Source organism: Kribbella soli (assembly GCF_004331345.1).
Lineage (GTDB): Bacteria > Actinomycetota > Actinomycetes > Propionibacteriales > Kribbellaceae > Kribbella > Kribbella soli.
Map to the genome: position 1 here is coordinate 73,076 of NZ_SJJZ01000003.1, position 26,780 is coordinate 99,855.

The following is a 26,780-nucleotide window of genomic DNA, read 5'->3' on the forward strand; positions in this document are numbered from 1 at the left end:
CGGCCCATGACCGCTGAGCTCGGCGAAGAGCCGACAGGTCCGGTGAACCCGCTGCGCGATCCGCAGGATCGGCGGCTGCCGAGGATCGCCGGGCCGTGCAGCCTGGTGATCTTCGGGGTCACCGGCGACCTGGCCCGCAAGAAGCTGATGCCGGCGGTCTACGACCTGGCGAACCGGGGGCTGCTGCCCCCGGGTTTCGCTCTGGTCGGGTTCGCCCGTCGGGACTACACCAACCAGGACTTCGCCCAGATCGTGCACGACTCGGTGAAGGAGCACGCGCGGACGCCGTTCCGCGAGGAGGTCTGGCAGCAGCTCGCCGAGGGCTTCCGGTTCGTGCCGGGCGACCTGACCGACGACGAGGCGTTCAAGCGGCTCCGGGAGACGGTCGACGAGCTCGACGTCACCCGCGGGACCGGCGGCAACCACGCGTTCTACCTGTCGATCCCGCCGGGGCTGTTCCCGGAGGTCGTGCGGCAGCTGTCCGAGCACGGGCTCACCGACGAGAAGCCGGGCTCGTGGCGGCGGGTGGTGATCGAGAAGCCGTTCGGTCACGACCTGAAGAGCGCCCGTGAGCTGAACCAGGTCGTCGAGTCGGTGTTCCCGCCCGAGGCGGTCTTCCGGATCGACCACTACCTGGGCAAGGAGACGGTCCAGAACATCCTCGCGCTGCGGTTCGCGAACGCGATGTTCGAGCCGATCTGGAACAGCAACTACGTCGACCACGTGCAGATCACGATGGCCGAGGACATCGGCATCGGCGGCCGCGCCGGGTACTACGACGGCATCGGCGCCGCGCGGGACGTGATCCAGAACCACCTCCTCCAACTGCTCGCGCTGGTCGCGATGGAGGAGCCGGTCAGCTTCGACGCCTGGTCGCTGCGCCAGGAGAAGAAGAAGATACTGAACGCCGTACAGCTGCCGGAGCGGCTCGACCTGCACAGTGCCCGCGGGCAGTACGCGGCGGGCTGGGCCGGTGGCCTGAAGGTGAAGGGGTACCTGCAGGAGGACGGCATCCCGGCGTCGTCGGCGACGGAGACGTTCGCGGCGCTGCGGGTCGACGTCGACACCCGGCGCTGGGCGGGCGTCCCGTTCTACCTGCGCACCGGCAAGCGGCTCGGCCGGCGCGTCACCGAGGTCGCGGTGATGTTCAAGCGCGCGCCGCACCTGCCGTTCAACAAGACCGAGACCGAAGAGCTCGGCCAGAACGCCCTGGTGCTGCGGATCCAGCCGGACGAGGGCATCACGGTCCGCTTCGGCGCCAAGGTGCCCGGTACGTCGATGGAGATCCGCGACGTGAACATGGACTTCGCGTACGGCGGCTCGTTCACCGAGTCCTCCCCCGAGGCGTACGAGCGGCTGATCCTCGACGTACTGCTCGGTGATCCGCCGCTGTTCCCGCAGCACACCGAGGTCGAACTGGGCTGGAAGATCCTCGACCCGGTGCTCGACTACTGGGCGCGGCACGGGAAGCCGGAGCAGTACGCGTCCGGAGACTGGGGCCCGGACTCGGCCCACGAGATGCTCGCCCGCGACGGACGTGCCTGGAGGCGGCCATGATCATCGACCTGACCGACACCACGTCGAGCGAGATCGCGTCGGCGCTGCTGAAGGCCCGGCGGAACGCGGGCTCGCCGGCCATGGGCATGGTCGGCACGATCGTGGTGGTCGTCGACGAGGCGTCCCACCACGACGCGATGAAGGCCGCGAACGAGGCCGGTCGCGAACACCCGTCCCGGGTCCTGGTCGCGATCCTGCGGCCGGGCCGCGGCGCGTCCGGGCTGGACGCCGAGGTACGGGTCGGCGAGGGCATTCCGGGTGAGGCGGTGCTGCTGCGGCTGCACGGTGAACTGGCGAAGGTGCCGGAGTCCGTGGTCACGCCGCTGCTGCTGCCCGACTCCCCCGTCATCGTCTGGTGGCCGGGCGGCGGGCCGCGCGTTCCCGCCGAGGACCCGTTGGGCCGGCTGGGCCGGCGCCGGGTGACCGACGCGGCTGCTACGCGCCGGGCGTCGGTGGACTACAGCGCGCGGGCCGAGGGCTACGCGCCTGGTGACACCGACTTCGCGTGGACGCGGTTGACGCCGTGGCGTGCGCTGATGGCGGCTGCGCTGGACCAGTACCCGACGAAGGTGACCGGGGCCGAGGTCACGGCCGCTCGCGGGAACCCGAGTGCGGATCTGATGTCTGCGTGGTTGCAGTCGCGGCTCAAGGTGCCGGTGGAGCAGCGGAATTCGCGGGGTCCGGGTGTCACCGCCGTACGGCTGTTCACGCCCTCCGGTCCGATCGCGTTGACGCGGCCGGACGGTGCGGTCGCGACGTTCAGCGTGCCGGGCCAGCCGGATCGGCCGGTGGCGTTGAAGCGGCGTACGACGTCCGAGCTGTTGAGCGAGGAACTGCGGCGGCTCGATCCGGACGATGTGTACGCGAAGACGCTGGCGTGCATGGTCGAGCGGGACGCGCTGCCGGACGACGCCAAGAAGGTCACGGAGACGGCGCGGAAGTCCACGGCGGCCAAGGTGACCGCGGCCGGGAAGAAGGTCGTGTCCACCCAGAAGCCGGCCGCGAAGAAGGCGGCCCCGGCGAAGAAGTCCGTCGCGAAGAAGTCTGTGGCGAAGAAGACGGCCGTGAAGAAGGCCGCGGCCAAGAAGTCCACGGCTGAGAAGGCTGCGGGTAAGAGAGTGGCGGGGCGCTCATGACTGATGCATCCACTCCCAGCCGCGTGGTCGACCCGGAGCTGTTGATCCACCGCGATGCCGCGGCGCTGGCGCACGCAGTGGCGGCCCGCTTCATCACCGCACTGGTCGATGCCCAGAGCAACGGCCGCGTCGCGCAGGTGGTCCTGACCGGCGGCCGGGTCGCGGCCGCGGTGTACCGCGCCGTCGCCGACTCGCCGGCCGCGGCGAGCATCGACTGGCAGCGGGTCGAGTTCTGGTGGGGTGACGAGCGGTTCCTGCCGCCCGGTGACCCCGAGCGCAACGAGACCCAGGCTCGCGACGCCCTGCTCGCCCACGTGGACGTCGACCCAGCTCGCGTGCACCCGATGCCCGCCGATACCGGGCAGTCGCCCGAGGCAGCCGCCGAGGCGTATGCCAGCGAACTCGCTGCCGCCATCTCGGCGTTGAGCGACGACAAGCGTCGCGCCGTACCGGCGTTCGACGTACTGATGCTGGGTGTCGGGCCGGACGGGCACGTGGCGTCGTTGTTCCCGGGCTACCCGCAGCTCGCCGTCACCGACGTGACGGCGGTCGCGGTGCACGACTCCCCCAAGCCGCCGCCGACCCGCATCTCGCTCACGGTCCCGGCCCTGAACCGCTCGCGCGAGGTCTGGTTCGTCGTCTCCGGCGAAGACAAGGCCGCTGCGGTGGCCGACGCCCTGAAGGAAACCAGCACCCTTCCTGCCTCGGCCCCCAAGGGCCGCAACCGCACACTCTGGCTCCTCGACGAAGCCGCGGCGTCACGCATCGAGTAGTCGAGGGACCGAGCACGACGAGAGCCCCCGCACACGAAGGGATATCCGACGGCGTTGTGGCTTCTCCGTTGGTATGCGAGGGGAGAACCCACAACACCAGGGGATATCCGGCCCTCACGCCACGGTGCGGCCGGCGCCGAACTTTGGCGGTGGCAGAGTTGGGGCATGAGCTTTCGTGAGTTGCATGCCGGGCAGTTTGTGATGCCGAATGCGTGGGATGCCGGGAGCGCGGTGATTCTGGCGGAGGCCGGGTTTCCGGCGATCGCGACCACCAGTGCGGGGATCGCGTTCTCGCTGGCGAAGGGCGATCACACGCTTCCGGACGGGGCGCCTGCGGTGTCGCGGGAGCAGATGTTCGACCGGGTGCGGGAGATCACGGCCGCGAGCGCCGTACCGGTGAACGGCGATCTGGAGGACGGGTACGGCGCTGAGCCGTCACAGGTCGCGGACACAATCAGGGTGTCCCGCGAGGCCGGGTTGGCGGGCGGGAACATCGAGGACTACGACGGGCGGGAGCTGTACGACGTAGCGCTCGCGGTGGAGCGCATCGTGGCGGCGCGTGAGGCGGCCGGGGACGAGTTCGTGCTGACCGCGCGGACCGACGGGCAGTTGCTGCGTACGCCGACCTCGTTGAGCGACTCGATCGACCGCGCGAACCGCTTCCGCGCGGCCGGGGCGGACTGCCTCTACGTCCCCGGCGTCAACGATCTCCACACGATCCGCACCCTGGTCGCCGAGATCGACGGACCGCTGAACGTGGTCATCGGTCTCGGCACCTCCACGCTGACGGTCGCCGACCTGCAGGCGGCCGGCGTCGTCCGGATCAGCCTCGGCGGCAGCATCGCCCGCGCAGCCCTCGGCTTCATCCGCCGCAGCGCGGAGGAACTGGCGACGAAGGGCACGATCACGTTCGCCGCCGACCAGATCCCACAGACTGACCTGAACCAGCTGTTTGCGCGATCACCCAAGGGTGAGCACTGACGCAGGCCTTCGGGCATCACCGGCTTCTACCTCGCCGGGCTGTGGTCGAGTTTCGGGTTCGCGCTGATCGGGGTCTGGCTGGTCGGGATCAGCCGCCTCGGGTTGGTACGACTGCGCCGAGCGGCGTTGGTCGCCGGTCTGGTGATGCTGCTCGGGCTGGTCGGCGTACCGGGGATCCTGATGGGCATCGACGACATGGACAACGCCCCGGCGTGGACCTTCGTGGCCGGCGTCAGCTGGGCCGGGACGTACTTGCTGTTCCCGGTCTGGAGCCTACGACTGGCCGGGCAGGACCGTACCGAAGGCGGCAGCTAGCGGAGGGAACATCTCGCGGACGTCTCCCCCGCTGACCCAGATCCCGATCGCCAGCGCGGCCGTTGCCTCCAGCAACCTGGCCCGCCGCAGTCCGCCCGCGGGCACCGGCGTACAGCCCAGATCGCGCACCAGTTGTGCGACCTGCTCCATCCCGCCGTCCGCACAGATCGGTACGCCGAGGCCGGCGGGCGGATTGCGCCACACCGCGTCGGCCGCCAGATTGAACGCCTTCACGACCTGCACCTCCGGCACGGCCCGGCTGATCGCCTCGGCCGTGGCCGGTTGCGCCAGCGTGAAGTCCCGGCGATCCAACGCGTTCGTGCAGTCGATCAACGTCTTCCCGGCCGGCACCACCCCCGCAACGGTCACCGCCACTTCGGCGGGCACGGCCAGCAGCACGACCTCGCCGTACGCCGCTGCTTCCTCCAACGTCCCGGCCGCAGCACCGACCCGCCGCGCGACCTCGCCGGACCGCCCTGGATCGCGACCGCCCACCATCACGTCGTGGCCCGCCTTGACCCATTGCAAGGCCAGCGCCTCGGCCATCAACCCGTTGCCCAGTGTTCCTATTCGCATGGTGCTGACCGTAGAGAGTTCGATGCGCACCTCCAGGTGTCCAACGGCCGACGCACAATGGATGTGTGGAGCCGAGATTCTTCGCCGACTGCCAGGCGCGCGTCGCCTCCGACCTGATCAGCGGACGCTGGCCGATGGTCGTGCTGTACTCGCTCTCCGACGGCCCCGCGCGGCCTGGCGAGCTCCGCAAGCAGATCGGCGGCATCAGCCAGAAGGTCCTGACCGAGACGCTCCGCCGCCTCGAGCACAACGGTCTGGTCGAGCGCACCCGATACGCCGAAGCACCGCTGCGGGTCGAGTACTCGCTGACCGTCGCCGGCAAGGACCTCCTGGTCCCGATCCGCGCCCTCGGCGACTGGGCCGCCGTCTACGCCGATCAACTCCCGACCGACAACGAGCCGTAGTTCACCCGGTGACCTATCCGGAGGGTCCTCCGCAAAGCGGGATAGGATTCCCGGCATGACAGCTTCCGATTCCACCGACCGTCCGTACGGCGCGTTTCCCGCCCGGATCGGTCTGCAGGTCCAGCCCCAGCACGCCCAGTACGCCGACATCCGGCGGACCGTCGCGGCGGCCGAAGAGATCGGCGTTGACGTTGTTTTCAACTGGGACCACTTCTACCCGCTCAGCGGTGAGCCCGAGGGTCTGCACTTCGAGTGCTGGACCATGCTGGCCGCCTGGGCCGAGGCGACCGAGCGGGTCGAGTTCGGCGCCCTGGTCACCTGTAACTCCTACCGCAACCCCGACCTGCTCGCCGACATGGCGCGGACGGTCGACCACATCAGCGACGGCCGGCTGATCTTCGGTATCGGCTCCGGCTGGTTCGAGAAGGACTACGACGAGTACGGCTACGAGTTCGGTACGGCGGGCGGCCGCCTGGACGCCCTCGGCGAGGCATTGCCGCGGATCGAGCAGCGCTGGGAGAAGCTCAACCCGAAGCCGACCCGGGACATCCCGGTGCTGATCGGCGGCGGCGGTGAGAAGAAGACGCTGAAGCTCGTCGCCAAGCACGCGAACATCTGGCACGGGTTCGGCGACGCCGAGACGCTCGCCCACAAGCACGCCGTACTGGACGAGCACTGCAAGACGATCGGCCGCGACCCGGGCGAGATCGAGCGCTCCGCAGGCGTCGGCGACAAGTCCCCCGAGGACATCGGCAAGTCGCTGCTAGACGTAGGCACCCGCCTCTTCACGGTGTCCTCCTCCGGCCCCGACTACGACCTCGGCCTCCTCCGCGAATGGGTCAGCTGGCGCGACGAAGTCAACGCCAAGTAGCACCCGCTCCACTGTGAGCACTTTGGGCACCCACCAACCATCCACGCGACCCGGAAACGGTTGGTGGGTGCTCAAAGCTGCCGCAGGGGCGGCGGTTAGGATTTCGGGCATGTCTACGTTGCCTGGGAATGGTTCGGTGCGGCCTATCACCCGTTGGGGTGAGGACGTCATGCATCGGGTCAATCAGCCTGTCACCGACTTCGGGGACGACCTGCAGACGCTGGTCGCCGACATGGTCGCGACGATGAACGCGGCCGAAGGCGTCGGCCTCGCGGCGAACCAGGTCGGCGTGGACCTGCAGCTGTTCGTGTTCGACTGCCCCGACAAGGAGGGCAACCGCGTCCAGGGCGTCGTGTGCAACCCGGTGCTGGAGCTCCCGGAGGGCAAGGACCGCAACCTGGACGAGGGCGACGAGGGCTGCCTGTCACTGCCCGGCGCGTTCACCAAGTGCGCCCGCCCGGACTTCGCCAAGGTCACCGGCGTCGACCAGCACGGCAAGCCGGTCAGCTTCGAAGGCGACGGCCTGCTGGCCCGCTGCCTGCAGCACGAGACCGACCACACGCAGGGCATGGTCTTCGGCGACCGTCTCTCCCGCAAGTACAAGAAGCGCCTGTTCGCCGAGGCGGACGAGTTCGCCCCCGACTACCCGTCGGACTGGCCCATCTCTCCCATGGTCGAGCACGAGGACGACCACGAGGACACGCCGGCCACCTGAGCTACCAGCGGGCCTTCTCCAGGTCGATCCCGTCGACGGTTTCGGCCGCGGTCTGACCACTGGTGTCGAGCCAGAGGCCTCGGCGCGGGATCTCGTCGAGGCCGGCCTGCAATGCGCGTACGCCGTCCTCGAGCGAGGGGCCCCAATCGCGGTACGAGTTGGCGCCGCCGCGGCCGATCTCCCGCTCGACGATCGACTCGACCGACGGGACGAGTACGACGAGGTACGGGTCGACGTCGTGCAGCCGGGAGAACCAGCGCTCGACGTCGTCGCCGAGGATGATGTCGCTGCAGACGAAGTCGAACCCGGCGTCGGCGTAGTGCTGTGCGACCAAGGCGCTGGCGTCGTACCGGAGTTCCAGCTGCCGCACCGCCTCCGCCGACGGGTCCGGTGTCATGACCTCGGCGCCCGCGACCACGCCGCGGAAGAACACGTCTCCGTCGAGCGTTGCGGCCGGCGGCCCCATCCGGGCGGCAAGGAGCGGCGCGATCGTGGACTTCCCCGCGGCCTGCATGCCGGTGACGAGGACTACCTTGGGCGTGCCTGCCATGCTGCTCCAGTCATCGAGTAGATCGTGGCGTCGAACGGTACGAAGCTCATCCCGAGCCGGCGCATGACGCCGATGCTACGGACGTTCGGAGTGTCGGTCACCGCAATTACCCGTTCCGTCGTACGCACGGCTCCCCCTCAGCGTCGAGTGGCGTAGAACGCTACTGCTGCTGAGGATGCCACGTTGAGGGAGTCGACACCGCCGGCCATCGGGATGCGTACGGTCAGGTCTGCCTGTTCGAGCACGTGCGGTTTGAGGCCGTGGCCTTCGGTGCCGAAGATCAGTGCGAGCTTGTCGTCCTTGCGGTCCGCGAGCTCGTCGAGCGTGATCGAGTCGTCGGCGAGCGCCATCGCGGCGGCGACGTACCCGTTGTCCTGCAGGAGCCGCAGGTCGCCGGGCCAACTCTGCAGGCGGGTCCACGGAACCTGGAAAACGGTCCCCATCGACACCTTGATCGAGCGCCGGTACAGCGGGTCGGCGCACGTCGGTGTCACCAGGACCAGCCCGACGCCGAGCGCGGCCGCGGCGCGAAAGCCGGCGCCGACGTTGGTGTGGTCAACGATCTCGTCGAAGATCGCGATCCGTCGTACGTCGTCGGTGAGCAGGTCCGGCAGCGGTACGGCGGGCAGCCGCTTGTACGACGCCAGCGCGCCGCGGTGCACGTGGAACCCGGTGACCTGCTCGGCCAGCTCCTCCGAGACGACGTACACCGGCTTGTCCGGCCATTTCTCCAGCACGTCCTGCAACGAGTCGAGCCAGCGCGGCGCGAGCAGGAACGACCGCGGCTCGTACCCGGCGTCGGCCGCGCGCCGGATCACCTTGTCGCCCTCGGCGATGAACAACCCGTGCTCTTCTTCGAGAAGCCGGCGCAGACTGACCTCCCGCAACCGCACGTAATCCGCCAGCCGCGAGTCCCCCGCCTCCTCGACCGGTACCAGCGTCACGCCGAGGCACCCCGCTCGCCATCCCGCGCCTGCCCTGCCACGTCGACCACGTTGCCGATGACAACGATCGCCGGTGCGCCGACGCCCTCGTCCGCCATCGCCTGGGCGATACCGGCCAGATCCGACGTGACCATCCGCTGTCCCGGAAGGGTGCCGTCGGCAATCGCCGCCGCGGGCGTCTCCGCCGCGCGACCACCCTCGATCAAGCGGGACGCGATGGCCGGCAGGTTCTCCACCGCCATCAGCAGGACCAGCGTCCCGTGCAGCTGCGCCAACGCATCCCAGTTCACCAGGGAGTCCGGATGCGACGGCGGGATGTGCCCCGACACCACCGTGAACTCGTGCGTCACCCCGCGGTGCGTGACCGGGATCCCCGACACCGCCGGCACCGAGATCGAGCTCGTGATGCCCGGCACCACGGTCCACGGCACCCCGGCCGCCGCACACGCCAGCGCCTCCTCGAACCCACGCCCGAAGACGTACGGGTCGCCGCCCTTCAGCCGTACGACGACCTTCCCCTGCTGCCCGCGATCCACCAGGATCCGGTTGATCTCCTCCTGCTGCGCCGCCCGCCCGCGCGGCAGCTTCGCCGCATCGAACAGCTCGACATCAGGATGCAGTTCGTCCAGCAACTGCTGCGGAGCCAGCCGGTCCGCGACCACGACATCCGCCTCGGCCAGCAGCCGCCGCCCGCGCACGGTGATCAGATCCGGATCGCCCGGTCCCCCGCCGACCAGGTACACCCCGGGCCGCCGATCCACGTCCCGCGCGGCCAGCTCACCGGTCCGCATCCCCTCGAGGATCGCGTCCCGTACGGCGGCCGACCGGCGGTGGTCGCCACCGCCCAGGACGCCGATCGTCACGTTGTCGTGCTGCCCGGACGCCGGCGTCCACGCGGTCGCCCGGGACCGGTCGTCGGATCGCACGCAGAAGATCCGCCGCTCCTCTGCCTCCGCCGACACCTGATCGTTGACCGCCGCATCATCCGTCGCCACCACGACGTACCAGGCTCCGTCCAGGTCGCCGGCGGCGTAACCGCGCTCGATCCAGGTCAGCGCCGGGTTGCCGAGCAGCCCCTCGATCGTCGGCGTGATCGACGGCGACACCAGGTCGATCCGCGCCCCGGACTCGAGCAGCCGCGGCAACCGTCGCTGGGCGACACCGCCTCCGCCGACGACGACCACGCGCCGCCCTTCGAGGACGAGGCCGGACAGGTACTGGTTCGTCACGAAGTGATCCCCGCGTCCTCGAACGTGGCCATCTCGGCGAGCGCGCGGACCGCGCAGGTCAGGATCGGGTACGCGAGCACCGCACCGGTGCCCTCACCGAGCCGCAGGTCCAGGTCGACCAGCGACTGCAGGCCGAGCTGCTTGAGCGCGACCGCATGCCCGGGCTCCGCGGACCGGTGTCCGGCGACGCAGTAGTCGATGACAGCCGGGTGGAATGCCTGCGCTACAAGCGCGGCCGCCCCAGCGATCACGCCGTCCAGGATCACCGGCACCTTGTTGGCCGCCGCGCCGAGGATGTACCCGGCGAGGGCGGCATGCTCCAGACCGCCGTACGCCTGCAGAGCCTTGAGCGGCTCGGTCGGCGGTACGGCGTGGAGTGCCAGAGCATCCCGTACGACGCCTGTCTTGTGCGCGAGCGCCGCGTCGTCGATACCGGTCCCGCGACCCGTGACGGCGTCGGCGGTCGCGCCTGTGAAGGTCGCGATCAGCGCTGCCGAGGCGGTGGTGTTGGCGATACCCATGTCGCCGGTCAGCAGGCAGCGGTACCCGTCCCGGACCAGCTGGTCGGCGAGGTCGAACCCGACCGCGATCGCTGCCCGCGCCTCATCCTCGCTCAGCGCGTCCGTCTGCGAGAGGTCGCGCGTGCCTGGGCGGACCTTCGCGTGCACGATGTCCAGCTGCTCGACCGGGGTGGCGACGCCGACGTCAACAACGCGGACGTCGACACCGTTGTTCTTGGCGAACGCGTTGACCGCGGCACCGCCGGCGGCGAAGTTCGCCAGCATCGCGGCGGTCACTTCCTGCGGCCACGGCGAGACATTCTGCGCATGGACGCCGTGATCGGCCGCGAACACCGCCACCACGGCCGGCTGCGGCACCTGCGGCGGGCAACTCCCGGTCATCCCGGCCACCCGAACCGACAGCTCCTCGAGCACACCGAGCGACCCGGCCGGCTTCGTCAGCTGCGCGTGCCGCTCCTCAGCCGCCCGCATCGCGCCCGAATCCGCCGGAGCAATCCGCTCCAGGTACTCCTGCAGCGCGCCGTCCATCGCGTCCTCCATCCGTCCCGTCCACCAGTCCGGCCGACGGTCCCGTCGTACCGCTCCGATCTTCGCATCCCCGAGCCTGTGCCCCGGGACGGACCAGCGGGATGTGGACAGTAGTGTCGGAATCACCACATCCCGCGAGATCCCGGAGGGCTCACAGATGTCGCTCGATCGTCCCGTCGCACCGGACCCGTACAAACTCCTCCCGGAGGTCGGTTCGTTCACTGTCACCAGCACCGACGTCGCCGACGGCAAGCCGTTGCCGGACGACCACGCGTTCGCCGGCGGCAACACGTCGCCGCAGCTCAGCTGGTCCGGGTTCCCGGCGGAGACCAAGGCCTTCGTCGTGACCTGCTACGACCCGGACGCCCCGATCGTCTCCGGCTTCTGGCACTGGGTCCTGGTCAACCTCCCGGCGACCGTCACCGAACTCCCCACCGGCGCCGGCACCACCGAACGCCTCGACAACGGCGCCTTCCACGTCCGCAACGACTTCGGCACCAAGTCCTTCGGCGGCGCCGCACCCCCCGCCGGCGACCAGATCCACCGCTACTACTTCGTCATCCACGCCATCGACGTAGAAGCCCTGGACGTCGACGCCGAAGCCTCCCCCGCGGTAGTCGGCTTCAACCTCGCCTTCCACACCTTGGCCCGAGCCATCCTCACCCCGACCTACCAGATCGCGGAGTAGTCCCAGGGGGAGCCGCCTCCACCGAGCCGGCTCCCCACCCGTCCTAGCTGGTCCTCCGCGCTTCGACCCGGTCGAATGCGCCCGCTGGGTAAACGAAGACCCGCTTGACCGTCTTGATCGGCTCCTTGGCGCCGAGGATCGCTGTCCCCTTCGCGCCCGGGTGCAGGTAGAAGTTGCTCGAGTTCGACAGCGCGATGCCGCGGTTGTACGTCGTCGCATCGCCGCCCTCACCCGCGAACGCATCGCGCCAGGTGTCGACGTAATCGCTGATGGACGTCGCCTCGATCTGCTGCCCGTCGTTCGTCACGACAACGACCTCGTACATGGTGATCGTGTCGTCGGACCTGTTGTCGACCTGCGCGATCAGATACGTGATCGCTCGGGCCTGCGCCAGTCGGCGATAGTCGCCGTACCGCTCCAATCGCGGGTCCATGATGTTCGCGGGCACTTGAATGGTGCCCACCGCCCCTTGGTACGAGAACGTGTACGTCCCTGGCCCGGTCAACTTGGCCGGCGTGGCTGTAGCGCTATCTGGGCTGTTGACCGGCGGACTCACTGGTGGGCTGCTGGGCGCCGCACGTGCCGACGGCGCTGTCGGTGGAGGCGACGCACTGGTCGGCGACGCCGAGGGCGCGTTGATGACGCAGCCCGCACACATGACAAGCACCCCGGTGGCCGCTGCGAGCTTCGCACCGCGCCACGCGTGAACAATCCCCATTGCTCCCCCTCGCGGCCCCGCCCCCAGCGCCGCACCGGGCCAGTATCGACCCGCCGGCCCCAAACGTATACCCCGCTCCGGCTGGGGGCCTCACAGAGCTGCGACGTACACCCATTCGCCGGCTTCGCGGGTGAAGGTGCTGTTTTCGGATTGGACGCCGGGGGCGCCGTTTCTGGTGTAGTGGGCGTGGAACTCCACCGTGCCTTCGCTGTGGAACGGGCTGCCGCCGGTGGTGCCGACGATTTCCAGGCCGGTCCATTTCTGGCCTGGGGTGAAGTCGATGGTCGCCAGGCGGGTGGTGAGGGACCAGGTCTGGCGCAGGTACGCCGCATCGCGCATCGCGAAGGCGGCGTACCTGGACCGCATCAGCTGCTCCGCGGTGGTGGCCGTCGCTTCGCCGCGATGGAGGCGGCCGCAGCAGGCGGCGTACGGCAGGTCTTGTCCGCAGGGGCAGGTGGGAACTGGCATGTGCCGATTGTCCCCGATCCGTCGGCCGCCCTCGTGGTCTACTGCGGTGATGGTGACCGAGGCGGCACGCTGGCGACGGCAGATGGTGCGGCCCGTTCTCGACTGGTACGCCGCTGTGGAAGGCGTCGACGCGGTGATGCTGGGTGGATCGACCGCCCGTGGGGACGCGGATCGCTGGTCGGACGTCGAGGTCGGCGTGTTCTGGCAACGGCCGCCGACGACCGCTGAGCGCCTCGCGGTTGATGGGGCTGCTGACGTTCGGTTGGTGAACGTCGATGGCCCGCCGTGGGACGACCATCTGTATCTGGGTGCGCCGCGACCGGACGGGTTGATGGTCGAGGTCGCCCACATGCTGACGCAGACGGTGGAGACCGCCTTGGACGAGCTGCTCAAGGGCAAACCCGATGGCCAGGTCATGCAGCTGGCGCAGGGGATCATCGACGGCCGCGAGGTCATCGGCCCGCGGGCGGAGCTCGTCGCACGCTGGCAGGGGCGCGTGGCGACGTACCCACGTGATCTGGCGCTCGCCGTCGTACGGCACAACGGGAACATCGAGAAGTTCTGGCGCTGGCAGATGTTCTTCGAGCGCGACAACCCGCTGCTCGTCGCGCGTGAGTTCGTGCGGATGACCAACCAGTTACTCAACGTCCTCTACGCCCTCAACGGCCGGTACTGCGGTCACGTGCTGGCCTTCAAACGCCTCGACGCGCTCGACCTCCCACTGGCACCACCGACGCTCGCGGCCCGCGTCCGCGCAGTGTTCGCCCGGCCCGCCCCCGAGGGCGCGCAGACCCTGCACGATCTCATCGAGGAAACGTTCGACCTCGTCGAACGCCACCTGCCCGAGGTCGATGTCGACCTCCTGCGCGCCACGTTCCGCAGCGACCGCAAGCCTGTCGAGTCAGCGGACTGAGAGCCGCGGATCTCGCACCGGCAGCGTCGCCACCTCCGCGCACAGGTCGTCGTACTGCTCCCGGCTGAGCTGCTCCGACAGCACCACGTCGACGCGACCTCCCTTCCGCCCCCACGCACCGACGATCCGCCCGTCGATCAGCAGCCCGTTCGGATGGAAGGAATCGGCCGCCGCCGTCAGGGCCCGCAGACCAGGCGCGATGAACCGGCCGTCGCGGTCGCGACCGAACAACCGCAGGTCCGGTGCCGCCAGCAACCGCACCCCACGCGGCGCCTCCGCCGACCACAAACGGTCCGCGTCGTCTCGAAGTACCCAGCCGGGTACGCCGTCGAAGTCGATCTCGACCAGCTCGCCGGCCAACTGGTCCCACACCGCCCGCGCATCGGCCGGCGACAGCCCGGACCACCACGCGAACACCTTCGGCGTCGTGGGCCCAAAGCAATGAACGTGCCGCCGACACAACTCCAGCCGCGCGGCGACCACGTCGATCTCCGGTCGCGGCACCTCACGCACCCACAACGACGTCGTGTCCCACCGCACCGCGACCCGCCCACTCGCACACGCCTCACGCAGCCCGTCAATCCCGGCCCCGCGCCGTCGCTCCTGCCCGTCGAGCGTCTCGCACACCTGCTCCGCGAGTACGTCGATCCGCCGCGAATCCAATGGCATCCGGCCCAGCGTGAACACGCCGAAGTCCCGCGCCGGCAACACGTACACGGCCGCCCGCGGACTGTACGTCTGGATCAGCGACGGGTGCTCCCAGTCGCCCGGCGTACACCCCGCCATCCGCGCGTGCAGTCCGAGCAACGCGTCCCGCGGCGCAGTGTCCTGCAACCCGACGTACGCCGCCCTCTCGTGCGAGCCCGGCGGCAGGCGGTCCACCAGGTTGTTGGCCCGCAGCCGGTAGGCGATGGCCTGCTCCCGCGTAACAATCCGCATAGCCCCGACCGTAGACAGAAAACACGCCACCGCCTGACTTGATTTCGAGGAGCACCCCGCATGTTGAAGACAGTCCGACTCGATCTGGTGGCGCTCGATCCGGACCGGGATCTCGGCGCGTTGCACGCGATGTTCTCGGATCCGGAGTGGGCGCGCGGCGGATACATGACGCCGACCGCGTCCGTTGACGAGTCGCGGGAGCGGTTGGTGCAGGAGTTCGGGGACAACGGTGGGTGGACCTGGGTACTGCGGGTGCGGCCGGACGTGGACGCGGCGGGAGTGATCGGCGTGTTCTCGGATCAGGGCAGCTCGATCCGCGGCATCAGCTGGTACCTGACGCGCGAGCACTGGGGCGCGGGGCTGATGAGCGAGGCTGCGCGTGCCGTGATCGACCACCTCCTGCAGCAGCCGTCGATCACCGGGATCGAGGCGTGGATCGACTCGCGCAACGTACGGTCGATCGCGGTCGCGCGGCACGCCGGTCTGGACCTGGTCGGCCGGTTGCCGCGGACGCACTACGGCGAGATCGCACAGTCGGTCGTGATGGGCCGCGCCGCCGACACGCGGGATCCGGTGACGCTCGGCATTTCGCCAGTACTGCACGTCAACGACGTGGCCGGCACCGTGCGACTCCTGTGCGACCTCCTCGGACTCCATATCCGCTTCCAGTTCGACGACTTCGTCCAGCTCGGACTCACCGAGTGGAACGGTCAGAGCGGCCTCGAAGTACGGCGTGCGACGGGCGACATCTCCCCCGCCACGATCACCTTCGAGGTCGGCGTACTGGTGGATCCGCTGTACGACGCCGCTCATGCCGCGGGCCTCGTCGACTCCACACCGCCACAGGACACCCCTTGGTACCGCCGTACCTTCACGCTCGCCCTGCCCGAGGGACACCGGCTGACGATCTCGGGGCCTGTTCGACCTACGTAACAACAGGAGGTAGTGCCGTTCCGCATGGCCTCGCGCGGCGGGTTGAGCGTGGCTTGGCGGTCGTTGGGCGCATACCTCCTGTCGTTAGCGCTCTTCGCGGAGGGGGAAGGCCCGGATGATGACGGCGGTGGGGGTACCGGAGGTTGGTTCGGTGGTGGTGAAGTCGCGGAGGACGCGGTGCAGGCGGGCGCGGAGTTCGGCGAGTTCGCCGTCCGCGAGGGTGACGACCTCGCTGAACGCGAAATCCTCGTCGTCGGAGGTCTTCGCGGCCAGCCAGCTCGCGTACGCGGTGTCCTCGAGTTCGCGGTTGAGCGTCGACTGCTCGGTCCGCACCCGGCGCCACGGCTTCACCCGGCCCGCCGCGCCCGGCTCCGGCTCGATCACCCCGAGCGCCTCGAGCCGGCGCAGGTGGAACGAGCATGAGCCGGTGCTCTCCCCCAACTCACGGGCGGCGATCGTCGAGGTCGTCGTACCGTCGCGGTCGATCAGCGTCAGGAGCGCCTCACGCAGCGGGTGCGCGCGCACGACATCACGACGGTTCGGCGTGCTGCTCTCCATGGTGCGTATCCTATCCTCGCCTTTGCAAAGCTCCGACTTTGCATAGTACGGTCTTTGTATGCCGACGTACATCCTGGGCCGCCCCAGCCGTCGCCTGCCGGAACTGACGGACGAGGTACGACGCGGCGCACCGTTGCGTATCACGGAGTACGGCGAGGAGATCCTGCACCGCCCGTGCCGACCGGTGACCGAGTACGGCGCCGCGCGCTGGGGCGGTCTGATCGACGACATGTTCACGACGATGTGGATCGCCGAGGGATGCGGGCTGGCGGCGAACCAGGTGGATGTCGACGCGCAGCTCTTCGTCTACGACCTCACCGACGAGTACGGCGACCGCCACGTCGGGCACGCGTTCAACCCGCGGATCGAGACCGCCCCAGCCCTGGTCGGCACCCAGCCCGGCACCGAAGGCTGCCTGTCCGTCCCCGGCGCCAACGCCCCGCTGGACCGCCCCGCCCGCGCCACCCTGCATGCGTACGACGTCAACGGCCACCCGTTCACGCTCGAATCCACCGGCTACTTCGCCCGCTGCCTGGTCCACGAAACCCAACACCTCGGCGGCACCGTCTACCTCGACCACCTCTCCCCCACCACTCGCGCTCAGACCCTGGCCCGGTCAACCGACCAACGCCCGTCGGTCCTCGCCCATCGCACCAGCCGCCAGAATCAACTCGCCGCAGTCCACTGAACGCGTTAGCGTCCGTGACGTGAAGGACCCGAAGCAGCTCGTACGACGCGGATACGACGTACTCTCACGCCGCTACGACGACGCCACCGACGCCGACTCGAAGTACCAGTCCTGGATCGACGAGCTGATCGCACGACTCGGGACCACCAGCCGGGTGCTCGATGTGGGCTGCGGCAGCGGCGTACCCGTGGCGCGTGCGCTCACCGCCGCCGGGCACCACGTGGTCGGCGTGGACATCAGCGAGGTCCAGATCAGTCGCGCACGCGAACTCGTACCGCAGGCCGAATTCATCAACGCCGACGCGATGTCGCTCGACTTCGCACCCGAATCCTTCGACGCCGTCGTCTCGCTCTACGCACTGATCCACTTGCCGCTCGACGAGCAGCAGGAGCTGCTCGCGCGGATTGCCACGTGGCTCCGGCCCGGCGGATGCTTCCTCTGTACGACGGGCCACACCGCCTGGACCGGCACCGACGACAACTGGCTGGACGGCGGCGCCCCCATGTGGTGGAGCCACACCGACACGGCGACGTACCGAAGCTGGCTGGCCGACGCCGGTCTCGTCGTAGACACCGAGTCCTTCGTCCCCGAAGGGTCGGGTGGGCACACCCTCTTCTGGACCCACCGGCTTTCCGGAACGTAACCGCGACCAGCTCCGGGGCGAGAGTTCAGGCGGTTGTCAGTGCTGCCAGGGAGCGGTCCATCGCGGCGTTGAACTCTTCGGGTGACAGCGACAGCCGGGATTTGACGTCCCTGCTCCACTGGTCGGCGAGGACCTCGGCGGAGCCCGCCTCGACACCGTCGAGCGCAGCGTCGGCCAGGTCCGACGGCGCGATCTTGTCCACGGGCCAGCCGGCTGCCATGTCGGTGTCCGCCAGGCCCAGGTGGACGCCCGTCACGATGGTGCCCCGCTCTGCGAGCTCCAAGCGGACGCTGTTGGTCATGGCCCACGAGGCGCCTTTGCTCAGATGGTAGGCGTGGCCACCGCCGGTCCCGAACCACGACATCGCGGAGAGGACGTTCACGATCGCACCCCCGCCGTTCCTGGCGAGGGCCGGCGCGAACTCCCGGATCAGCCCCAGAGGGCCGAGCATGTTGGTCTCCAACTCGAGCCGGATCGCGTCCAAGGAACCGGTCACGAGGTCGGTCCCCGTCTGGATGCCCGCGTTGTTGACAAGCAGCGAGACGTCGGGGGCCGCCGCGGCCGCTGCCTGCACGGACACGGGGTCGGTGACGTCGAGGGCCAGTACCTCCACGCCGGGCAGGTCCACGCTCTCGGGACGGCGAGCCGTGGCGTAGACCTTGCGCGCGCCCCGATCGAGGAGACGCTGGGCGAAGGCGCGACCCAGGCCGCGGTTGGCCCCGGTGACAAGGGCAACTGAGTTGTTGATGTCCATGTCCGGTACGCTAAAACCTGACGCTGACGTCAGGGGCAAGTGTCAGCCGTTCGGACCCGGTGTGAAAGGAGTCACCATGACCGTCACGGAGACGTCGGCCGAGCGGGTGCTCCGCATCGGCGAGGTGGCACGGGGCGCCGGCGTCTCGGTACGCGCCGTGCGCTACTACGAGCAGCAGGGGCTGCTCACAGCGGAGCGCAGCCCGTCGGGCCAGCGCCTCTACCGGCAGGACGCCGTGACTCTGGTGCGCTTCTTCCAGCAGATGTATGCCGCCGGCCTGACCAGCCAGAGGATCGCGGAGCTCCTGCCCTGCTGGGACTCCGGGCACACCGACGCCGAGCAGCGAGCCATGCTGCGCGCCGAGCGCGACCGCATCCAGGCCAAGGTCGACGACCTGCAGGCCGCCCTGGACCGCCTCGACGAGGTCATCGGGATCACGGACACGCACCCGTAGTGCCCGCCGGCCTCTTTAGCGGGGTGCGGTGGTTTCTTGGCGTAGCGCTTGGAGTACGTCGAGTTCGCGGTCGATCTCGCGGCGCTTGGCCTCGAGGCGCTGAACCTCCTGGGCCAGGAGCATCTCCAGCACTCCGGTGCGCTCTTCGGGTGGCGCGTCGAGGCACGGCAAGAGCTCACCGATGACGGCACTGCCCAGCCCGGCCGCGAACAGATGCTGGATCATCACAACCCGCTCGACCATCGACTCGTCGAAGTCCCGCCATCCGCCCGAGGTACGACTCGAGCGGATCAGGCCCTGCTCCTCGTAGTACCGCAACGAGCGTGTGCTCACGCCGGTGGCCTCGGCGAGCTCTCCGATCCGCATGCACCCAGTGTTGCACCTGACACCAGTGTGAAGTTCCACCCTGAGGAGGTCGCACCTCCCTGGAAGGAATCTCATGCACTGGCTCTACCTCGCGATCGCCGTCGTGTTCGAGATCGCCGTGGCGATCTCCGCCGGCAAGGCGCAAGGCTTCAAGCACCGCGGCTGGACCGCCGCGACCCTCGTCACCGGCGGCCTCGGCACGTACTTCCTCAGCCGCGCCCTCCTCACCTTCGACGTCGGCGTCGGGTACGCCCTGTGGACGTCACTCGCAGGAGTCGGCATCACCCTGCTCGGCGCGCTCCTCTTCGGCCAGCAACTCACGTGGCGGAAGGCCATCGGAATCGCCCTGGTCATCGGCGGCGTCGTCGGGCTCCAACTCTCGAGCGGATCGTGATCGCATGAACGCCAAGCCCCAGTCACCCCGCACCGCCTGGCTCACGCTGCTGCTCGCCGGCGCCTTCGAAGTCGGCTACGCGCTCTCGGTGGGTGGCAGCCACGCCTTCACCGTCTGGCAGTGGTCCGTCGCGGCCGCCGTGTTCTTCCTGCTCACCCTCTGGGCCCTCAGCCAGGCCCTACGCACCATCGAGGTAAGCATCGGCTACGCCACCTGGGCAGGCCTAGGCTCCGCCGGCGCCGCTCTCCTAGGCCCGGTCTTCTTCGACGAATCCCTCACCCCCACCAAAGCCCTCTGGCTAGCAGTCACCATCACCGGAGTCATCTGGCTAAAACTCGCCGACCGCCAACCCGACCCCACGTGACGCTCCAAGTGGCGGGGAGCCTGGTGGACTCCCCGCCGGTTCGGGGTCAGTCCTTGATGCCGGACTGGGTTACGCCCTGGATGAGGTAGCGCTGGAGGAAGGCGAAGATCAGGACCAGCGGGAGGATCGAGACCGCGACCGCCATGAAGAGCTCGTGGATGTTGATGGTTTGGGCGGTGATGAAGGTCGACATCGCCACCTGGATGGTCCACGACGACGAGTCCTGGCCGATCACCAACGGCCACAGGAACGAGTTCCAGTTGCCGATGAACGTGATCGCCGCGAGTGCCGCGAAGAACGGCAGGGAGTTCGGTACGACGATCCGCCAGAACACCCCGAAGTACCCCGCGCCGTCGACCCGCGCCGCCTCCTCCAGTTCCCGCGGAAATCCGAGGAAATACTGCCGGAAAAGGAATGCCGCGAACCCGCTGAACAACGTCGGAATGATCAGGCCCCGCAGCGACGACACCCAGCCCAGCGACGACACCACGATGAACGAAGGGATGAACGTCACCGCGGCCGGGATCATCAGCGTCGCCACGATCGCGTAGAAGATCTTGTCCGCGTGCCGATAGGGAATGCGGGCCAGCCCGTACCCCGCCATCGATGCCAACAGCAACTGTCCCGCCGTACCCAGGATCGCGACGACAGCGGAGTTGAACAGCGCCCGCGCCATCGGCACCGTGGTGTCGTTGAACAGCTCAGTGATGTTGCTCCACTGCAGGTGCGACGGGAACAGCGTCCAGTCGGGTGCCGTGATGTCCTGTTCGGTGGACAACGCGTTGCGCAGGATCAGGTAGAACGGGACCAGGAACAGCACGACCGCGATGAGCAGCGCGATCCAGCGCAGCACCAGGCCGACCCGGCCCAGGGTGCTCCGGCTGAACCCGATCGGCTGCGGAGTTCCCGTCGTACGTTCGGAGACAGCCATCAGTCGCCCGCCTTTCCGAAGCCGAAGATCCGGTTCTGCAGCAGCGTCACGATCATGATGATGACCGCGAGGATCAGCGCGCCGGCCGAGCCGTGCCCGAGGTCCTGGATCGAGCCGAGCGAGATGCTGTACAGGTAGACCAGCGGCGGCCGCGCGTAGTTGACGTTGCCGACCAGGTTGTAGAACTCGTCGAACGCCTGGTACGCCGCGATCAGGTTCAGGATCAGTACGGCGACCGACGTCGCCCGCAGCTGCGGCAACGTGATGTACCGGAAGACCTGCCACCCGGGCTTCGCCCCGTCGACGTACGCCGCCTCGTACAACGTCGGCGAGATCCGCTGCAGCCCGGCGATGAACAGGATCATGTAGAACCCGAGCTGCAGCCACAGCCGTACGGTCACCAGCGGGATCCAGTACCACGGCGGATCCACGGTCGACAGCCAGGCGATGTTCTCGATCCCGAACCAGCCGAGCACGGTGTTCGCGAGGCCGAACCGGACGCCGTTGAAGATTGACAGCTTCCAGATCAGCGACGCGACGACGTACGAGCACGCGGTCGGCAGGAAGAAGACCGACCGGAAGAACGCCCGCGCGATCTTCACCTGGTTGACCAGCAACGCCAGCGCGAGCGCGAGCACGAACGTCAGCGGCACGATGAACACCGCGAAGATCGTGAACGTGCCCAGGCTGGACAGGAAGTTGTGGTCGGTGAGCATGTCGACGTAGTTGCGCAGCCCGACGAACTTCGACGGTGTCGCGGTGTTGTACGCCTCGAAGAAGCTGAGGACCAGGCTCCAGATGATCGGCAGGTACGAGAAGATCAGCAGCCCGACCACGAACGGGCCGACGAAGATCCAGAACCACAGCGCGTTCCCGGCGATCCCCTTGTGACGACGTCGCCGCGTTCCCTGCCGCTCACCAGGGGCAGCGGGGTCCGCGGACGCCTTGGCCGGAGCGCTCATCCGAACAACCGGGACAGCTCGGCATTGACAGTCTTCTCGGCCTTGGCGATCTCGGCAGCTGGGTCAGCTCCCTTCTTGATGACGTTGGTGAGCAGATCGGTGAATGCCGTGCCCATCTTGGGCGTCCAGGCCGGGTTGTCGGTGTAGCCGTAGTCCTGGGTCAGCTTGACCGTGTCGGCGGCGACGCCGCTCTGCAGCTTGGCGGCCTTGGCTGCGAGGCTCTTGCGCGGCGGGATGTGGAAGCCGTAGTTCAGCGACCAGTCCTCCTGGTACTCCGACTTGTCGATCCACAGCCACTTGACGAACTTCTTCGCCGCGTCAACGTTCGCGCTCTTGGTGGACACGAACTGGGTCCAGCCGCCGGAGTACACGGCCGGCTTGGCCTGCGCGTCGAGCTTCGGGAACGGGATGACGCCGAGGTCGTCGCCGAGCGCCTTCTGCATTCCCGGCACCGCCCACATACCGATGAACTGCATCGCCACCAGGCCCTGGTTGATCGCGGTCGGGTCCCACCAGTCCGTAGGCGCACCGAGCAGGACGCTCTTGCTGGCATAAAGCTCGTGCAGTTTGCCGAAGGCCTGGGCGGCGCGATCATCGGTGAAGCCGGGCTTGTTGTCCTTGGTCAGGTACTCGCCGCCGGACGAGTACAGCGCCGGACCGCCCATGACGTTGCCGCCGTCGTTGCCGACGAAGATGCCCTTGACCTTGTTCGTGGTGAGTTCCTTGGCCGCGGAGATCAGGTCGTCGATCGTCTCCGGCGGCTTGATCCCGGCCTTGTCCAGCAGGCTCTTGCGGTAGTAGATGACCTGCGGGTCGATGATCATCCGGACCCCGTAGATCTTGCCGTCCAGGGTGTTGGTGGCCAGGTCGCCCGGCTGGAAGTCGTCCTTGACGTCGGCCATGATGTCGTCCAGCGGCACCACCTGGTTGCTCTTCACCATGCCGATGTTGAAGTGGCCCTCGAAGACGTCCGGGCCCTTGCTGGAGAGCAGGCCGGATGCGAGTTTGGCGTCGTAGTCACCAGGCGTCCACTGCACGGTGACGTTCGCGTCGGGGTAGGCCTTGGCGTACTTCAGCGCCGCCTGCTGGGTCCCGGTCTCGCCGTACTGGTGGTACCACTGCGCCAGGTTGACCTTGGCGCCGCCACTTCCGCCGCCGGACGACGGTCGGCCGGTATTGCCGCCACAGGCCGCGGTGAATGCGGCGAGGGCGGCCAGGCCCCCGGTCCGCTTGAGCAGGTCGCGCCGGGAGAGTCCGGCGTTCGGAACATGAGCAGGCATGAATTCCACCTTCCCGAGAGGGAACGTCGCAGGGGACGCACGGTTCCGAGGTACTTAACGGCGTTAAGCATCTCCGAGTTCTGGCACACGGTACTGCAAGTCAATCGTTGTAGAAGTGGCAGCACAATGGCTCAAAAGCGCGCCCGGCGCAAGACCGGGCGCGCTGCAATTTGTTTGAACGTGTGTAGTTGGTATCGGGCCGTGATCAGCAAAAGATCTCGCCGGCCGCTGCCTTCCGGATCAGGAGCGCCGGCGGCTCGAAGCGGGCGCCGTACGTCGTTGCCAGCTCGCGGGCCCGGTCCGCGAACGCGGTGAGCCCGTAGGCGTTCACGTACTGCAACGCGCCGCCGTGCAGCGGCGGGAAGCCGATCCCGAAGATCGACCCGATGTTGGCGTCCGGCACCGAGCGCAGCACGCCCTCGTCGAGGCATTTCACGGTTTCCAAAGACATCGCGAACAGCATCCGCTCCTGCAGGTCGACGAGCGGCACGTCACCGTCGGCAGCGAAGTGCTCCCGCAACCCTGGCCACAACCGCTTCGGCCCGTCGGCCGGGTAGTCGTAGAACCCCACACCGGCGGCCTTGCCGCGCCGGTCGAACTCGTTGACGAGCCGGTCGGTAACCGCCATCCCAGGGTGGTCGTCGAACGCGCCCGCGCTGTCACCCGCCGCCCGCGCGTCGTCCCGGATCTTCTGCGGCAGCGTCAGGGTCACCTCGTCCAGCATCGCCAGCGGCGGCGCCGGGAAGCCGGCCTGCGTCGCGGCACGCTCGATCATCACCGGGTCGACACCCTCGGCGACCATCGCGGCACCTTCCATCACGAGCGTGCCGAACACCCGCGACGTGAAGAACCCACGGCTGTCGTTGACCACGATCGGCGTCTTCTTGATCTGCCGTACGACGTCGTACGCCTGCGCGATCGCCCGGTCCGAGGTCTTCTCCCCCACGATCAGCTCGACCAGCGGCATCCGGTCGACCGGCGAGAAGAAGTGCATGCCGATGAAGTCGTCCGGCCGGTCGACGCCGTCGGCGAGCGCGGTGATCGGCAGCGTGGAGGTGTTCGAGCAGAGCAGCGCATCCGGCTCGACCACGTCGGCGATCTCCGCGAACACCTTCTGCTTCAGCCCGCCGTCCTCGAAGACGGCCTCGATCACCAGGTCGCAGCCGGCCAGGTCGTTCGGGTCGCCGGTCGGGGTGATCCGGCTCAGGAACGCCTCCACATCGGCAGCGGTCGAGCGCCCCTTCGCGACCTGCTTCGCGAGCAGCTTCTCGGAGTACTCCTTGCCGCGCTCGGCCGCCTCCAACGACACATCCTTGAGCACCACGGAGATCCCGGCCTTCGCGCAGACGTACGCGATGCCGGCGCCCATCATCCCCGCCCCGAGCACACCGACCTTGCGCGCGGAGTACTTCGGTACGCCGGACGGCCGCGACCCGCCCGCGTTGATCGACTGCAGGTCGAAGAAGAACGCCTGGATCATGTTCTTCGCGATCTGGCCGGTCGCCAGCGACACGAAGTACCGCGACTCGATCCGCGAGGCGGTCTCGAAGTCGACCTGGCTGCCCTCGACCGCGGCGCTCATGATGGCCCGCGGCGCCGGGTACGGCGCGCCCTTGAGCTGCTTGCGCAGGTTCGCCGGGAACGCGGGCAGGAAAGCGGCCAGCTTCGGCGAGGACGGCGTACCACCGGGGATCTTGTACCCGTCGCGGTCCCACGGCTGCTTGGCGTCGCCGTCGTACGTCGCGATCCACCGGCGGGCCGCGTCGAGCAGCTCCGCGGCCGGCACGACCTCGTCGACGATCCCCACGCTCGCGGCGTGCGCGGGCTTCATCCGCTGACCCTGCAGCAGCACCTTCATCAGCGCGTCCTGGAGTCCGAGCATCCGAACCGTGCGGGTCACTCCCCCGCCGCCGGGCAGCAGCCCGAGCGTCACTTCCGGTACGCCGATCTCGATCCGGTTGTCGTCGGCAACGATCCGGTGCTGGCAGGCGAGCGCGATCTCGAGCCCGCCGCCGAGCGCGGATCCGTTGATCGCGGCAACCACCGGGACACCCAACGTTTCCAGGGTCCTGAGCTGCCGCTTGACCTCTTCGATCGTGGCGAACACCTCGGCCGCGTCGGACGGCTGGATCTGCGACAGCAGCTGGAGGTTCCCGCCGGCGAAGAACGTCGACTTCGCACTCGTCACGATCACGCCCTTGAGCAGCGCCTTCTCGGCGACCAGGCGTTCGACGGTCGCGCCCATCGCCTCGACGTACGCGTCGTTCATCGTGTTCGCTGAGGCGTCCGGGTCGTTCATCGTCAGCGTGACGACACCGGCGTCGTTCTTCCACTCGATCATGGTGGTCATGCGGGCAGCCTCTCGATGATCGTCGCGACGCCCATCCCGCCGCCGACGCACAGGGTGGCCAGTCCGTAGCGGAGCTCGCGTCGCTCCAGCTCGTCCAGCAGGGTTCCGATCAGCATCGCGCCGGTGGCGCCGAGCGGGTGGCCGAGTGCGATCGCACCGCCGTTCACGTTCACCTTCTCGTGCGGTACGCCGAGATCCTTCATGAAGTGCATGACCGCGGCCGCGAACGCCTCGTTCATCTCGAACAGGTCGATGTCGTCGACCTCGAGCCCGGCCTTGGCCAGCGCCTTGCGAGCAGCCGGCGCCGGGCCGGTCAGCATGATCGTCGGATCCGCGCCGCTGACGCCGGTCGCGACCACGCGGCCGCGCGGTGCCTGCCCGAGCGCCTCACCCGCCTTCTCGTTGCCGACAGCAACCAGGGCCGCCCCGTCGACGATGCCCGACGAGTTGCCCGCATGGTGCACGTGCGAGATCCGCTCGACGGTCAGGTACTTCTCCAGCGCGACCGAGTCGAACCCACCGTGCTCCCCGATCGCTTCGAACGACAACGGCAGCCCGGCGAGAGTCTCGACGGACGTCCCGGGCCGGACGAGCTGGTCATGGTCCAGGATCCGCAGCCCGTTCCGATCCACGACCGGTACGACGGAACGCGCGAAGTACCCGTTGACCCACGCCTTCGCGGCCCGAGCGTGCGACTCGGCGGCGTACGTGTCGACGTCGGTGCGGGAGAAGCCGTCGAGCGTCGCGATCAGGTCCGCGCTGATGCCTTGCGGGATGAAGCCGGTCTCGAGAGCGGTCTCCGGGTCCATCGCCCACGCACCGCCGTCGGAGCCCATCTTCACGCGCGACATCGACTCGACGCCGCCGGCCAGGATGAAGTCCTCCCACCCCGACCGCACCCGCTGCGCTGCCTGATTGACAGCCTCGAGACCCGAGGCGCAGAAGCGGTTCAGCTGCACGCCGCCGGTCGTCTCGGGATAGCCGGCCATCAGTACGGCGGTCCGCGCGATGTCCATGCCCTGGTCGCCGATCGGCGTCACGACCCCGAGCACCACGTCGTCGATGACGGCCGGATCCAGATCGGGATGCCGGGTCCGCAACTCCTGCAGCAGCCCGGTGATCAGCTGGATCGGCTTGACCTCGTGCAGCGCACCGGTGGGCTTGCCCTTGCCGCGCGGTGTCCGAATCGCGTCGTACAGAAAGGCTTCGCTGGTCATGGGGTCGATTGTGACAGTAACGCTGTCATGATGGTCAAGTGGGGGCCGTTATGATCTCCG

33 protein-coding genes are annotated in these 26,780 nt (G+C 68.6%); 17 read left to right on the forward strand and 16 right to left on the reverse strand.

Annotation, left to right across the window (positions count from 1 at the left end):
- The first annotated feature begins 6 nt into the window (after nucleotides 1–6).
- From zwf to E0H45_RS23310, 5 genes are all read left to right on the forward strand, one after another.
- Nucleotides 7–1,557 carry a glucose-6-phosphate dehydrogenase gene (gene zwf, locus E0H45_RS23290; protein WP_131340850.1) on the forward strand — a complete coding sequence of 517 codons (1,551 nt, stop codon included), beginning with the start codon at nucleotides 7–9 and terminating at the stop codon, nucleotides 1,555–1,557.
- On the forward strand, nucleotides 1,554–2,693 hold the full coding sequence (locus E0H45_RS23295; protein ID WP_131340852.1) for a glucose-6-phosphate dehydrogenase assembly protein OpcA: 1,140 nt from the start codon (nucleotides 1,554–1,556) through the stop codon (nucleotides 2,691–2,693). Before zwf ends, E0H45_RS23295 begins: the two co-directional genes overlap by 4 nt.
- Nucleotides 2,690–3,466 (forward strand): 6-phosphogluconolactonase, encoded by a 777-nt coding sequence (gene pgl, locus E0H45_RS23300; RefSeq protein WP_238155204.1) that lies wholly within the window; start codon nucleotides 2,690–2,692, stop codon nucleotides 3,464–3,466. The genes E0H45_RS23295 and pgl overlap by 4 nt, the downstream gene beginning before the upstream one ends.
- 165 nt (nucleotides 3,467–3,631) lie before the next feature.
- Nucleotides 3,632–4,447, forward strand: a complete 816-nt coding sequence (locus E0H45_RS23305) for an isocitrate lyase/PEP mutase family protein (protein WP_131340854.1) — start codon at nucleotides 3,632–3,634, stop codon at nucleotides 4,445–4,447.
- A gap of 102 nt (nucleotides 4,448–4,549) precedes the next feature.
- On the forward strand, nucleotides 4,550–4,762 hold the full coding sequence (locus tag E0H45_RS23310; protein WP_131340856.1) for a hypothetical protein: 213 nt from the start codon (nucleotides 4,550–4,552) through the stop codon (nucleotides 4,760–4,762).
- On the opposite strand, the gene E0H45_RS23315 is transcribed toward E0H45_RS23310, so the two are convergent.
- Nucleotides 4,721–5,338, reverse strand: coding sequence for an NADPH-dependent F420 reductase (locus E0H45_RS23315; RefSeq protein ID WP_131340858.1), 618 nt, complete (start codon nucleotides 5,336–5,338; stop codon nucleotides 4,721–4,723). The genes E0H45_RS23310 and E0H45_RS23315 overlap by 42 nt on opposite strands.
- A 65-nt stretch (nucleotides 5,339–5,403) precedes the next feature.
- Here E0H45_RS23315 and E0H45_RS23320 point away from each other — a divergent pair, with 65 nt between their 5' ends.
- From E0H45_RS23320 to def (E0H45_RS23330), 3 genes are all read left to right on the forward strand, one after another.
- The gene (locus E0H45_RS23320; protein ID WP_238155205.1) at nucleotides 5,404–5,742 is read left to right on the forward strand and encodes a winged helix-turn-helix transcriptional regulator; all 339 of its coding nucleotides are present in this window, start codon (nucleotides 5,404–5,406) and stop codon (nucleotides 5,740–5,742) included.
- Between the two features lie 55 nt (nucleotides 5,743–5,797).
- The gene (locus E0H45_RS23325; RefSeq protein WP_131340860.1) at nucleotides 5,798–6,613 is read left to right on the forward strand and encodes an LLM class F420-dependent oxidoreductase; all 816 of its coding nucleotides are present in this window, start codon (nucleotides 5,798–5,800) and stop codon (nucleotides 6,611–6,613) included.
- 109 nt (nucleotides 6,614–6,722) lie between these two features.
- Nucleotides 6,723–7,328 carry a peptide deformylase gene (gene def / locus E0H45_RS23330; RefSeq protein ID WP_131340862.1) on the forward strand — a complete coding sequence of 202 codons (606 nt, stop codon included), beginning with the start codon at nucleotides 6,723–6,725 and terminating at the stop codon, nucleotides 7,326–7,328.
- 1 nt (nucleotide 7,329) lies between these two features.
- Here the strand turns inward: def (E0H45_RS23330) and E0H45_RS23335 are convergent, their stop codons facing one another.
- The 4 genes from E0H45_RS23335 to cobT all read right to left on the reverse strand — a co-directional run bounded on the left by E0H45_RS23335 (nucleotide 7,330) and on the right by cobT (nucleotide 11,112).
- Entirely contained in the window at nucleotides 7,330–7,878 is a 549-nt protein-coding gene (locus E0H45_RS23335) for a phosphotransferase-like protein (RefSeq protein WP_131340864.1), read from the reverse strand.
- A 137-nt stretch (nucleotides 7,879–8,015) separates the two neighbouring features.
- Nucleotides 8,016–8,822, reverse strand: a complete 807-nt coding sequence (locus E0H45_RS23345) for a TrmH family RNA methyltransferase (RefSeq protein ID WP_131340866.1) — start codon at nucleotides 8,820–8,822, stop codon at nucleotides 8,016–8,018.
- Nucleotides 8,819–10,051 (reverse strand): uroporphyrinogen-III C-methyltransferase, encoded by a 1,233-nt coding sequence (gene cobA / locus E0H45_RS23350; protein ID WP_131340868.1) that lies wholly within the window; start codon nucleotides 10,049–10,051, stop codon nucleotides 8,819–8,821. Before cobA ends, E0H45_RS23345 begins: the two co-directional genes overlap by 4 nt.
- On the reverse strand, nucleotides 10,048–11,112 hold the full coding sequence (gene cobT, locus E0H45_RS23355) for a nicotinate-nucleotide--dimethylbenzimidazole phosphoribosyltransferase (protein ID WP_272949002.1): 1,065 nt from the start codon (nucleotides 11,110–11,112) through the stop codon (nucleotides 10,048–10,050). The genes cobA and cobT overlap by 4 nt, the downstream gene beginning before the upstream one ends.
- Nucleotides 11,113–11,257: 145 nt before the next feature.
- On the opposite strand from cobT, the gene E0H45_RS23360 reads away from it, so the two are divergent.
- A complete protein-coding gene (locus E0H45_RS23360; RefSeq protein WP_131340870.1) occupies nucleotides 11,258–11,788 on the forward strand; it encodes a YbhB/YbcL family Raf kinase inhibitor-like protein in 531 nt (176 codons plus the stop codon).
- Nucleotides 11,789–11,831: 43 nt separating this feature from the next.
- Here the strand turns inward: E0H45_RS23360 and E0H45_RS23365 are convergent, their stop codons facing one another.
- Nucleotides 11,832–12,251 (reverse strand): hypothetical protein, encoded by a 420-nt coding sequence (locus E0H45_RS23365; RefSeq protein ID WP_131340872.1) that lies wholly within the window; start codon nucleotides 12,249–12,251, stop codon nucleotides 11,832–11,834.
- Between the two features lie 52 nt (nucleotides 12,252–12,303).
- Between E0H45_RS23365 and E0H45_RS23370 the strand changes: the two genes are divergently transcribed.
- The gene (locus E0H45_RS23370; protein WP_131340873.1) at nucleotides 12,304–12,495 is read left to right on the forward strand and encodes a hypothetical protein; all 192 of its coding nucleotides are present in this window, start codon (nucleotides 12,304–12,306) and stop codon (nucleotides 12,493–12,495) included.
- 101 nt (nucleotides 12,496–12,596) lie between these two features.
- On the opposite strand, the gene E0H45_RS23375 is transcribed toward E0H45_RS23370, so the two are convergent.
- Nucleotides 12,597–12,974, reverse strand: coding sequence for a YchJ family protein (locus tag E0H45_RS23375; RefSeq protein WP_131340874.1), 378 nt, complete (start codon nucleotides 12,972–12,974; stop codon nucleotides 12,597–12,599).
- A 49-nt stretch (nucleotides 12,975–13,023) separates the two neighbouring features.
- On the opposite strand from E0H45_RS23375, the gene E0H45_RS23380 reads away from it, so the two are divergent.
- Nucleotides 13,024–13,887, forward strand: a complete 864-nt coding sequence (locus E0H45_RS23380) for a nucleotidyltransferase domain-containing protein (protein WP_131340875.1) — start codon at nucleotides 13,024–13,026, stop codon at nucleotides 13,885–13,887.
- On the opposite strand, the gene E0H45_RS23385 is transcribed toward E0H45_RS23380, so the two are convergent.
- Nucleotides 13,876–14,826, reverse strand: coding sequence for a DNA glycosylase AlkZ-like family protein (locus E0H45_RS23385; RefSeq protein ID WP_131340877.1), 951 nt, complete (start codon nucleotides 14,824–14,826; stop codon nucleotides 13,876–13,878). The genes E0H45_RS23380 and E0H45_RS23385 overlap by 12 nt on opposite strands.
- Before the next feature lie 60 nt (nucleotides 14,827–14,886).
- On the opposite strand from E0H45_RS23385, the gene E0H45_RS23390 reads away from it, so the two are divergent.
- Entirely contained in the window at nucleotides 14,887–15,759 is an 873-nt protein-coding gene (locus tag E0H45_RS23390) for a GNAT family N-acetyltransferase (RefSeq protein ID WP_131340879.1), read from the forward strand.
- 84 nt (nucleotides 15,760–15,843) lie between these two features.
- On the opposite strand, the gene E0H45_RS23395 is transcribed toward E0H45_RS23390, so the two are convergent.
- Nucleotides 15,844–16,317 carry a winged helix-turn-helix domain-containing protein gene (locus E0H45_RS23395; RefSeq protein WP_165546574.1) on the reverse strand — a complete coding sequence of 158 codons (474 nt, stop codon included), beginning with the start codon at nucleotides 16,315–16,317 and terminating at the stop codon, nucleotides 15,844–15,846.
- Nucleotides 16,318–16,375: 58 nt separating this feature from the next.
- Here E0H45_RS23395 and def (E0H45_RS23400) point away from each other — a divergent pair, with 58 nt between their 5' ends.
- Both def (E0H45_RS23400) and E0H45_RS23405 read left to right on the forward strand, forming a co-directional pair.
- On the forward strand, nucleotides 16,376–17,005 hold the full coding sequence (gene def, locus E0H45_RS23400; protein ID WP_131340883.1) for a peptide deformylase: 630 nt from the start codon (nucleotides 16,376–16,378) through the stop codon (nucleotides 17,003–17,005).
- 19 nt (nucleotides 17,006–17,024) lie between these two features.
- On the forward strand, nucleotides 17,025–17,648 hold the full coding sequence (locus E0H45_RS23405) for a class I SAM-dependent methyltransferase (protein WP_131340885.1): 624 nt from the start codon (nucleotides 17,025–17,027) through the stop codon (nucleotides 17,646–17,648).
- A gap of 25 nt (nucleotides 17,649–17,673) precedes the next feature.
- Here the strand turns inward: E0H45_RS23405 and E0H45_RS23410 are convergent, their stop codons facing one another.
- Nucleotides 17,674–18,402 (reverse strand): SDR family oxidoreductase, encoded by a 729-nt coding sequence (locus E0H45_RS23410; RefSeq protein WP_131340887.1) that lies wholly within the window; start codon nucleotides 18,400–18,402, stop codon nucleotides 17,674–17,676.
- Between the two features lie 76 nt (nucleotides 18,403–18,478).
- Here E0H45_RS23410 and E0H45_RS23415 point away from each other — a divergent pair, with 76 nt between their 5' ends.
- Nucleotides 18,479–18,856: a MerR family transcriptional regulator gene (locus tag E0H45_RS23415; protein WP_131340889.1), complete on the forward strand. Its 378-nt coding sequence runs from the start codon at nucleotides 18,479–18,481 to the stop codon at nucleotides 18,854–18,856.
- A 15-nt stretch (nucleotides 18,857–18,871) separates the two neighbouring features.
- Here E0H45_RS23415 and E0H45_RS23420 read toward each other — a convergent pair whose 3' ends face one another.
- The gene (locus E0H45_RS23420) at nucleotides 18,872–19,222 is read right to left on the reverse strand and encodes a MerR family transcriptional regulator (RefSeq protein WP_131340891.1); all 351 of its coding nucleotides are present in this window, start codon (nucleotides 19,220–19,222) and stop codon (nucleotides 18,872–18,874) included.
- A 73-nt stretch (nucleotides 19,223–19,295) separates the two neighbouring features.
- On the opposite strand from E0H45_RS23420, the gene E0H45_RS23425 reads away from it, so the two are divergent.
- Entirely contained in the window at nucleotides 19,296–19,616 is a 321-nt protein-coding gene (locus E0H45_RS23425) for a DMT family transporter (protein WP_131340893.1), read from the forward strand.
- A 4-nt stretch (nucleotides 19,617–19,620) separates the two neighbouring features.
- Complete coding sequence (locus E0H45_RS23430; protein WP_131340895.1) at nucleotides 19,621–19,980, forward strand: DMT family transporter; 360 nt, start codon at nucleotides 19,621–19,623, stop codon at nucleotides 19,978–19,980.
- Nucleotides 19,981–20,026: 46 nt separating this feature from the next.
- Here the strand turns inward: E0H45_RS23430 and E0H45_RS23435 are convergent, their stop codons facing one another.
- The 5 genes from E0H45_RS23435 to E0H45_RS23455 all read right to left on the reverse strand — a co-directional run bounded on the left by E0H45_RS23435 (nucleotide 20,027) and on the right by E0H45_RS23455 (nucleotide 26,720).
- Nucleotides 20,027–20,911 (reverse strand): carbohydrate ABC transporter permease, encoded by an 885-nt coding sequence (locus E0H45_RS23435; protein ID WP_131340897.1) that lies wholly within the window; start codon nucleotides 20,909–20,911, stop codon nucleotides 20,027–20,029.
- A complete protein-coding gene (locus tag E0H45_RS23440) occupies nucleotides 20,911–21,873 on the reverse strand; it encodes a carbohydrate ABC transporter permease (protein WP_131340899.1) in 963 nt (320 codons plus the stop codon). Before E0H45_RS23440 ends, E0H45_RS23435 begins: the two co-directional genes overlap by 1 nt.
- On the reverse strand, nucleotides 21,870–23,153 hold the full coding sequence (locus tag E0H45_RS23445) for an ABC transporter substrate-binding protein (RefSeq protein ID WP_131340901.1): 1,284 nt from the start codon (nucleotides 23,151–23,153) through the stop codon (nucleotides 21,870–21,872). Before E0H45_RS23445 ends, E0H45_RS23440 begins: the two co-directional genes overlap by 4 nt.
- A 205-nt stretch (nucleotides 23,154–23,358) precedes the next feature.
- Nucleotides 23,359–25,494: a 3-hydroxyacyl-CoA dehydrogenase NAD-binding domain-containing protein gene (locus tag E0H45_RS23450; protein ID WP_131343724.1), complete on the reverse strand. Its 2,136-nt coding sequence runs from the start codon at nucleotides 25,492–25,494 to the stop codon at nucleotides 23,359–23,361.
- Between the two features lie 5 nt (nucleotides 25,495–25,499).
- On the reverse strand, nucleotides 25,500–26,720 hold the full coding sequence (locus E0H45_RS23455) for an acetyl-CoA C-acetyltransferase (protein WP_131340903.1): 1,221 nt from the start codon (nucleotides 26,718–26,720) through the stop codon (nucleotides 25,500–25,502).
- Between the last annotated feature and the right edge of the window lie 60 nt (nucleotides 26,721–26,780).